The organism is Sphingomonas sp., from assembly GCF_013812825.1.
Classification (GTDB): Bacteria; Pseudomonadota; Alphaproteobacteria; order Sphingomonadales; family Sphingomonadaceae; genus Sphingomicrobium.
The window spans coordinates 1-7735 of record NZ_JACCSU010000069.1 but is presented as its reverse complement, the minus strand read 5'-3'; the positions used below and the strand labels follow the sequence as shown (position 1 = coordinate 7735).

Annotated in this window: 10 protein-coding genes; 7 read left to right on the top strand and 3 right to left on the bottom strand. The window is 67.6% G+C overall.

The features are described 5' to 3' along the window. From H0T81_RS09825 to H0T81_RS09810, 4 genes are all read left to right on the top strand, one after another. A partial coding sequence (locus H0T81_RS09825) for an SDR family NAD(P)-dependent oxidoreductase (protein ID WP_294012449.1) occupies positions 1-671 on the top strand: 671 nt, incomplete at its 5' end. 143 nt (positions 672-814) lie between these two features. Then, positions 815-1282 carry a RidA family protein gene (locus tag H0T81_RS09820; protein WP_294012446.1) on the top strand — a complete coding sequence of 156 codons (468 nt, stop codon included), beginning with the start codon at positions 815-817 and terminating at the stop codon, positions 1280-1282. Next, positions 1257-1967: a glycerophosphodiester phosphodiesterase family protein gene (locus tag H0T81_RS09815; protein WP_294012443.1), complete on the top strand. Its 711-nt coding sequence runs from the start codon at positions 1257-1259 to the stop codon at positions 1965-1967. The genes H0T81_RS09820 and H0T81_RS09815 overlap by 26 nt, the downstream gene beginning before the upstream one ends. After that, complete coding sequence (locus H0T81_RS09810) at positions 1954-3093, top strand: GNAT family N-acetyltransferase (protein ID WP_294012440.1); 1140 nt, start codon at positions 1954-1956, stop codon at positions 3091-3093. Before H0T81_RS09815 ends, H0T81_RS09810 begins: the two co-directional genes overlap by 14 nt. On the opposite strand, the gene H0T81_RS09805 is transcribed toward H0T81_RS09810, so the two are convergent. Continuing rightward, positions 3069-4052, bottom strand: coding sequence for an isoaspartyl peptidase/L-asparaginase family protein (locus H0T81_RS09805; RefSeq protein WP_294012452.1), 984 nt, complete (start codon positions 4050-4052; stop codon positions 3069-3071). The two genes, H0T81_RS09810 and H0T81_RS09805, sit on opposite strands and share 25 nt — an antisense overlap. A gap of 108 nt (positions 4053-4160) precedes the next feature. Here H0T81_RS09805 and ispG point away from each other — a divergent pair, with 108 nt between their 5' ends. From ispG to H0T81_RS09790, 3 genes are read left to right on the top strand one after another with little or no spacing between them, the layout of a single operon-like run. Beyond that, positions 4161-5294: a flavodoxin-dependent (E)-4-hydroxy-3-methylbut-2-enyl-diphosphate synthase gene (gene ispG, locus H0T81_RS09800; RefSeq protein ID WP_294012437.1), complete on the top strand. Its 1134-nt coding sequence runs from the start codon at positions 4161-4163 to the stop codon at positions 5292-5294. Continuing rightward, positions 5291-6196: a DMT family transporter gene (locus H0T81_RS09795; protein ID WP_294012435.1), complete on the top strand. Its 906-nt coding sequence runs from the start codon at positions 5291-5293 to the stop codon at positions 6194-6196. Before ispG ends, H0T81_RS09795 begins: the two co-directional genes overlap by 4 nt. A 12-nt stretch (positions 6197-6208) precedes the next feature. Then, entirely contained in the window at positions 6209-6523 is a 315-nt protein-coding gene (locus H0T81_RS09790) for a multidrug efflux SMR transporter (RefSeq protein WP_294012432.1), read from the top strand. Between the two features lie 66 nt (positions 6524-6589). Here the strand turns inward: H0T81_RS09790 and H0T81_RS09785 are convergent, their stop codons facing one another. Continuing rightward, the gene (locus H0T81_RS09785) at positions 6590-6928 is read right to left on the bottom strand and encodes a hypothetical protein (protein WP_294012429.1); all 339 of its coding nucleotides are present in this window, start codon (positions 6926-6928) and stop codon (positions 6590-6592) included. A gap of 197 nt (positions 6929-7125) precedes the next feature. Beyond that, the coding region (locus H0T81_RS09780; RefSeq protein ID WP_294012426.1) for a chromate transporter at positions 7126-7735 on the bottom strand (610 nt) is incomplete at its 5' end.

Here is a 7735-nt window from a genome sequence, read left to right as displayed (position 1 = left end):
GCTGGCGGGTGATCGCGACCGGCCGCCGCGGCGACCGACTGCGGGCCTTGTCGGACGAGATCGGCGACAATTGCCTGCCGCTCGAGCTCGACATCCGCGACCTCGATTCGGCCGAGCAGCTCAGCCGCCTGTCGCCGCGGTGGGGCGATATCGACCTGTTGCTCAACAACGCCGGGCTCGCGCCGCCGATGGACCCGCTGCAGGACTCGCAGCTCGAGCCGCTGGCCAACGCCATCCAGACCAACATCACCGGCCTCGTCGCCTTGACCCGAGCGCTCCTGCCCGGGCTGATCGAGCGCCGGGGCGCGGTGATCAACCTGTCGTCGGTGGCCGCCACCTATCCGTATCGCGGCGGTGCCGTGTACGGTGCGAGCAAGGCGTTCGTCCGCCAGTTTTCGCTGGACCTTCGCTGCGACCTCGCCGGAACCGGCGTTCGGGTCACCTCGATCGAGCCGGGGATGGCCGAGACCGAGTTCACCTTGGTCCGCACCGGCGGCGACAGGGAAGCCTCGGACAAGCTCTACTCGGGCGCCAACCCGATGACCGCCGAGGACCTCGCCGAGACGATCTGGTGGATCGCCAACCTGCCGCCGCACGTCAACATCAACGCGATCGAGCTGATGCCCACCAGCCAGAGCTTCGCCGGCTTCGTCGTGACTCGCGACGAGTGAGCTCAAAAATCCGTTGGCCCTGAGCTTGTCGAAGGGCTGTCCTCACTTCTTGTGGGAAAAAGATATGGCAGTGCTTCGACAGGCTCAGCACGAACGGTTTAGGGAGCTTGACCACGCTTCCTTGGACGTGTTGAGCGCGAGCGATGAGCAGCACCATCGACCAGCGCCTTGCCGAGCTTGGCATCACCCTCCCCGAAGCCGCGGCGCCGGTCGCGGCCTATGTGCCGGCGGTCGAGCAGGACGGGCTGCTCCACATCTCCGGGCAGATCAGCTTCGCCGAGGACGGCAGCCTGATCAAAGGCCGGCTCGGCGCGGACATGGACCTTGAAGCCGGGACCGCCGCCGCTCGGCGCTGCGGGGTCATGCTGCTCGCGCAGATCAAGGCCGCGCTGGGCTCGCTCGACCGGGTCGACCGGATCGTCAAGCTGGGCGTGTTCGTTAATTCGGCGCCGGGTTTCACCGACCAGCCCAAGGTCGCCAACGGCGCGTCCGAGCTGATGCAGCAGGTATTCGGGGAGCCCGGGAGGCACGCGCGCAGCGCCGTCGGGGTCGCGGTGCTGCCGCTGGGCGTCGCCGTCGAAGTCGATGCGATTGTCGCGGTCCGTCGCTGACCCGCTCGATCCAGGTCCAGCCGGCTTCGCCCACCGCGGCCTGCACCACGGCACGCAGTTTCCCGAAAACAGCCTGATCGCCTTCGCCGCGGCGCTGGAATTCGGAGCGGGGATCGAATGCGACCTGAGGCTCACCGCCGACGACCAGATCGTCCTATTCCATGATTCCGACGCGTGGCGGCTGTGCGCGAGCCCACTTCGGATCGGCCGCTCGAGCCTCGCCGAGCTGGGCCGGTTGCGGGTCGGCGACGGGCCGATCCCGACGCTTTCGGCCCTGCTCGCCCTGGTGGCTGGACGCGTGCCCTTGCTGCTCGAGGTCAAGGTCGATGGCGATATCTGGCGCTGGGCTGCGGCCCTCCGCGGCGCGCTTGCCGGCTACCAGGAGCGGCTTGGAGTGATGAGCTTCGATGCCAGGCTACCGCGCCTGCTCAAGACCAACCTGCCCTCGATCCGGCGCGGCCTGGTGGTGCGCGAGCGCACTCGGCCGCTCAGTCGATGGCTGGCGCTGCGGCTGGCGTCGCCCGATTTCCTCGCCGTCGAGCGAACGGCGCTCGGCCGCCGCTGGGTCGCCCGCGCCCGCGAGCAAATCCCGGTCTACAGCTGGACCGTCCGAACCCCAGCCGAGCGCGAGCAAGCCCGGGTTCACGCGGACGCGCTCATCTGGGAAGCCCATGGCCGACCGTGAAACCGAGCTGATCGCGCGCGTCGGACCCGGCGTTGCCGGCATCGACGGCAACGCCTGGGACAGGCTGGCCGGCGGCGACCCGTTCGTCAGCCACGCGTTCCTCGCTGCGCTCGAGCAATCGGGCAGCGTTGGATCGGGCACCGGCTGGACGCCCGCTCCAATCACGATCGAGGACGAGACCGGCGCCTTGCTCGGCGCCGCCCCCGCCTATCTGAAGAGCCACAGCCAAGGCGAATATGTGTTCGATCACGGCTGGGCGGACGCGTTCGAACGGGCGGGCGGGCGCTATTATCCCAAGCTGCAGGTCGCGGTTCCGTTCACTCCGGTGCCGGGGCCGCGGCTGCTCGGCGCCTGGCCGCAGCAACTGCTCGCCACGGCCGAGGCGGTGACCGTCCAGAACGCGCTGTCGTCGGCGCACATCACGTTCGTCGACGAGGCGGGAGCCGCCGAATGCCTGGCGCGCGGATGGCTGATCCGCCACGGCATCCAGTACCATTGGCTGAACCGCGGCTATCGCGACTTCGAGGACTTCCTTGGCCAGCTGACCAGCCGCAAGCGCAAGGCGATCCGCAAGGAGCGCGCCGCCGCCCGCGAGCGCCTGGAGTTCGCGGCGCTGACCGGAGGCGCGATCGGCGCGGCCGAGTGGGACGCGATGTGGGCGTTCTACCAGGACACCGGCAGCCGCAAGTGGGGCCGCCCCTATCTGACGCGCGCTTTCTTCGACCGGATCGGCGAGACGATGGGCGACCGATTGCTGCTGCTGCTCGCCTATCGCGATGGCCGCCCGATCGCCGGGGCGCTCAACCTGGTTGGTCCCGAGACGCTCTACGGCCGCTACTGGGGGACGATCGACGAGGTGCCGTTCCTGCACTTCGAGCTGTGCTATTACCAGGCGATCGAATGGGCGATCGATCATCGGCTGGCGGCGGTCCAGGCCGGTGCCCAGGGCGAGCACAAGCTCGCGCGCGGCTACGAGCCGGTCATTTCGCGCTCGGCCCATTTCATCGCCGATCCAGGCTTCCGCCAGGCGGTCGCGGCGTTTGTCGAGGAGGAGCGGCGGGCGATCGCCGCGGAAGCGCAGTGGGAGCGCGACGCTGTGCCCTACCGCTCGTCGTCGTCGCCGTAGATGGCGACGCTGCGTCCGGCCTTGTCGGCCATGCCGCGATACATCCCCTTGGTGTTGAACGAATAGACGCGCTCGCCCCTGGGCGTGAGGACGATCACGCCGCCATCGCCGCCGAGCCCGCCGATTTCCTTGATGACTGCATCGGCCGCGACCTGCGGCGCCTCCCCCTTCAGCCGGATTCGCGCGCAGATTTCGTGGGCGGCGCCGGCGCGGATGAAATATTCGCCGGTGCCGGTCGCGGACACCGCGCAGGCGCGGTCGTCGGCATAGGTGCCGGCGCCGATCACCGGCGAGTCGCCGATCCGGCCCCAGCGCTTGCCGGTGGTTCCACCGGTCGAGGTCGCGGCGGCGAGATGGCCCTTGGCGTCGAGCGCGACCGCCCCGACCGTGCCGTATTTATATTCGATCTCGAGCGCGCTCACCTTCTTGGTCTTGAACGCGTCGAGCTGCCGGCGCCGATCGGGGGTCGAGAAATAGCTGTTGGGAACCTGCGGCAGCCCCTGCTCGGCCGAAAAGCGGTCCGCCCCCTTGCCTGCCAGGAATACGTGCGGGCTTTTTTCCATCACCGCGCGAGCCAGGCCGATCGGGTTCCTGGTCGCCGAAACGGCGGCGACGGCTCCGGCGGCGCGGGTGCGGCCGTCCATGATCGAGGCGTCGAGCTCGTGGGTTTCGTCGTAAGTGAAGACCGCCCCGCGCCCGGCGTTGAAGTTGGGGTCATCTTCGAGGACCCGGACCGTCGCTTCGACGGCATCGAGCGCGGCACCGCCGGAGGACAGGATGCGGGACCCGGTCTCGAGCGCGCGGTTCAGCGCCGCGCGGATCGCCGAGTCCTTTTGCGGCGTCATCTTCGAGCGCTCGATCGTCCCGGCGCCGCCGTGGACGACCAGCTTCCAGTCGGTGTTCGGCTGGGCTTCGGCGGTGGCGGCAGGCATGAGCAAAGCTCCGAGGATCAACAGCATACGCATAAGGCTCTCCCTTACAGGCGCGGCAGTAACGACAAGCACAGCGGAGTGGAAGGCGGGGCCGGGCGCTTTGCCGTTGCGTTCCAAACGCCTATATCGCGCCCCATGTCCGCAATCCGTCCCTGGCGCTCCATCGAGCGGCGCAAGTCGCGTCAGATCATGGTCGGCAACGTCGCCGTCGGCGGCGACGCGCCGGTGACCGTCCAGACCATGACCAACACGCCGACCAGCGACGCCAAAGCGACGATCGACCAGATCCGCCGCTGCGAGGAAGCGGGCGCCGACATCGTCCGGGTCTCGTGCCCCGACGTCGCCAGCACCGAGGCTCTGCGGACTATCGTGCGCGAGGCCAGGGTGCCGATCGTCGCCGACATCCACTTCCACTACAAGCGGGCGCTCGAGGCCGCGGACGCCGGCGCCGCGTGCCTGCGCATCAACCCGGGCAACATCGGCTCGGAAGAGCGCGTCCGCGAAGTCATCGCCGCGGCCCGCTACAACGGCTGCGCGATCCGCATCGGAGTCAACGCCGGCAGCCTCGAGAAGGATTTGCTCGAGAAATATGCCGAGCCGTGCCCCGAAGCGCTGGTCGAAAGCGCGATGGACCATATCCGGATCCTCGAGGACCACGGCTTTCGCGAATATAAGGTCGCGGTCAAAGCATCCGACCTGTTCCTCGCGGTCGCCGCCTACCAGCAGCTCGCCGAACAGGTCGATTGCCCGTTCCACCTCGGGATCACCGAGGCCGGCGGGCTGATCGGAGGCACCGTCAAGTCGGCGATCGGCATGGGCGCGCTGCTGTGGGCGGGCATCGGCGACACCATCCGGGTTTCGCTGTCGGCCGAGCCCGAGGAGGAGGTCCGAGTCGGCTACGAGCTGTTGAAGAGCCTCGGTATCCGCAATCGCGGGGTTCGAGTCGTCTCCTGCCCGAGCTGCGCGCGCCAGGGCTTCGACGTCATCCGCACCGTCCAGGCGCTCGAGGAGCGGCTGCAGCACATCCGAACGCCGATGTCGCTGTCGGTGCTCGGCTGCGTCGTCAACGGCCCGGGCGAAGCGCGCGAGACCGACATCGGAATCACCGGCGGCGGCAACGGCACCCACATGGTCTATCTGTCGGGAGTCACCGACCACCATGTCCGCGACGAGGCGATGATCGACCACATCGTCCGGCTGGTCGAAGCCAAGGCCGCCGAGATCGAGGCCGACAAAGACAGCGCGGAAACGCTCCACGCCGCCGAGTGACTCCGCCACGCCAGCATCCGCCGCTGACCGCGTTCCTGGTCGCGGTCCTCGGCATCGCTCTGTTCTCGGGGATGGACGCGGTGATGAAGGGGCTGGTGATCGCCATCGGCACCGTGGCCACCATGTTCTGGCGCAATCTTATCGGCATTGGGATGTCGGGCGCGCTCTATCTCGCGCAGCCCTCGCCGTGGCCTTCGCAACCGACCATGCGGCTGCACCTCGCCCGCGGCCTGCTCTCGACGGTGATGGGCTTTCTCTTCTTCTGGGGCCTGGCGCGAGTCCCGCTCGCGCAGGCGATCGCTCTGGCGTTCATCGCTCCGCTGATCGCCCTCTATCTCGCCGCGGTGTTGTTGAAGGAGACCGTTGGCGGCCGCACCGTCGGGGCCTCGCTGATCGCCTTTGCCGGAGTGCTGGTGATCTTCGTCGGCCAGGCGCAGGCCGACCTTGGCCGGGAAGCGACCATCGGCAGCCTCGCGATCCTCTCCTCGGCGGTGTGCTACGCGCTCAACATCATCCTGATGCGGCGCCAGGCGCAGGTCGCGGGCCCGGTCGAGATCGCCTTCTTCCAGAGCGTGATCGTCACCGTCGTCCTCGCCGCCTTCATTCCCCTGCTCGGAGTCGCGGTTCCGGCGGCGGTGCACTGGCCGTTGCTGATCTTCGCGGCGTCGCTTGCGATCGCTTCGCACATGCTTTTGTCCTGGGCCTATGCGCGCGCCGAGGCCAATTATCTCGCCGCGACGGAATTTACGTCCTTTCTGTGGGCGGCCCTGTTCGGCTGGCTGATTTTCCGCGAAGCGCTGTCGCCCTACACGCTGGCCGGCGCGGCGCTGATCGTCGCCGGCTGCATCCTCGCCGCGCGCAGGCCCGCCGACGTCAGCCCGCGGCTCGAAGCGGCAACCTAGGAGGATTTCGAATTGGCCTGGTTCTATCTCATTCTCGGCGGCCTGTTCGAAGTCGGCTTCACCACCGCCTTGCGCTTCGTCGACGGGTTCAGGAACCTGCCGTGGACGCTCGCCTTCCTCGTTTCGGTGACCATCAGCATGGCGCTGCTCGAGCTCGCCGCTCGCACCGTCCCGATGGGCACCGCCTATGCGGTGTGGGGCGGCATCGGAGCGCTCGGCACGGTGGTCGTCGGGATCCTGTGGTTCGACGAGCCCGCGACCTTGATCCGCGCATTGTTGATCCTGACCATCGTCGCCGCGATCGCCGGGCTGAGGCTCACCGCCTAGGGATCGCATCAAGAAAAGAGCCCCCGGCTCAACGCCGGAGGCTCCCTTGTCGACAAAGTATTCGTATTAACGGTTCTTTTGGATCGCATTCGCGAGAGCCCTCATATGGCCCTGCGAAATGTCGGTCGAAGCGGTACATGTGCCGGTCGAGTTAGCTGCAGACAGCACTGCGACCGTGGTGCCGCAGATATTCGCCGCCAGCCCGATCGGAACGCTGACGTTGGCGGGGATCTGAACGCTCACGTTGTTGTGGCTAAGAATGTTCTGAAGGCGGATCCGCAAATCGGTGTTGTTGAGAATGTTGCTGAGACTGACGTTGATCAGACCGCCCTGCACCTGCGCCGTCGCCGGGGCGGAAAAGGCCAGGGATCCGGCCAGCGCTGCAGCCATCATTATCTTACGCATTACTTTTCTCCTCTGAATCCGCGGTTACGCGGTAAGACCCAACATGGGGACGGCCGGACAAACGAGCGCCGCGGGAGGAAGTTTGTGAACGGATGTTCATTCGCGGCGGAGTGCCATTAGAGCGCGGCAGGGAGAGCCGGCGGGCAAACCTGTGTTATTACGAACCGTAACGTCCGCTATCCGCCCTGGGCAGACCTTCAGCCGAACGCGACCAGGCCGGCGAGCGCCGACAGCGGCATCACCGCCAGCACATTCAGCTTCGAGCGCCACAAATACAGCACGGCGAGCGAGCAGCCGAATATCAGCGCGGCATAAGGCAGCGAGGGGACGCGCTGCGAAACGCTGATCACGAGATCCAGCGTGGTTGCCGCGATCAGGCCGACGACTCCCGCGGCCACTCCTTCCAGAAAGCGGTGGAGCCGCTGGTCCTCGATCGCTTGTTCCAGCCGGTCGAAAAACAGCATGCTGAAGGCAAAGGCGGGAAGGAAGATCCCGGCGGTCATCGCCAATGCTCCGACGAGACCGCCGGCCTGGTAGCCGACGAACGTCGCGAAGATGATCAGCGGCGCCGGAATGATGCCCGACAAGGCCAGTCCATCGAGGAACTGCGAGTCGCTCAGCCATCCCTGGCCGACGGCGTCGTCGCGAACGAACGGAATGGCCGTGTAGGCGCCCCCAAACGTCAGCAGGCCCGCTTTCAGCCCCGAGAGGAACAGAGGCAGAGCGCCGACTGGCCCGCCGGCGAGCGCCGAGTGCGCTTCCGCGGCCGCGCCGCTGTCCGCGCCCGGCGCTCCGGCCGCGGTGAGC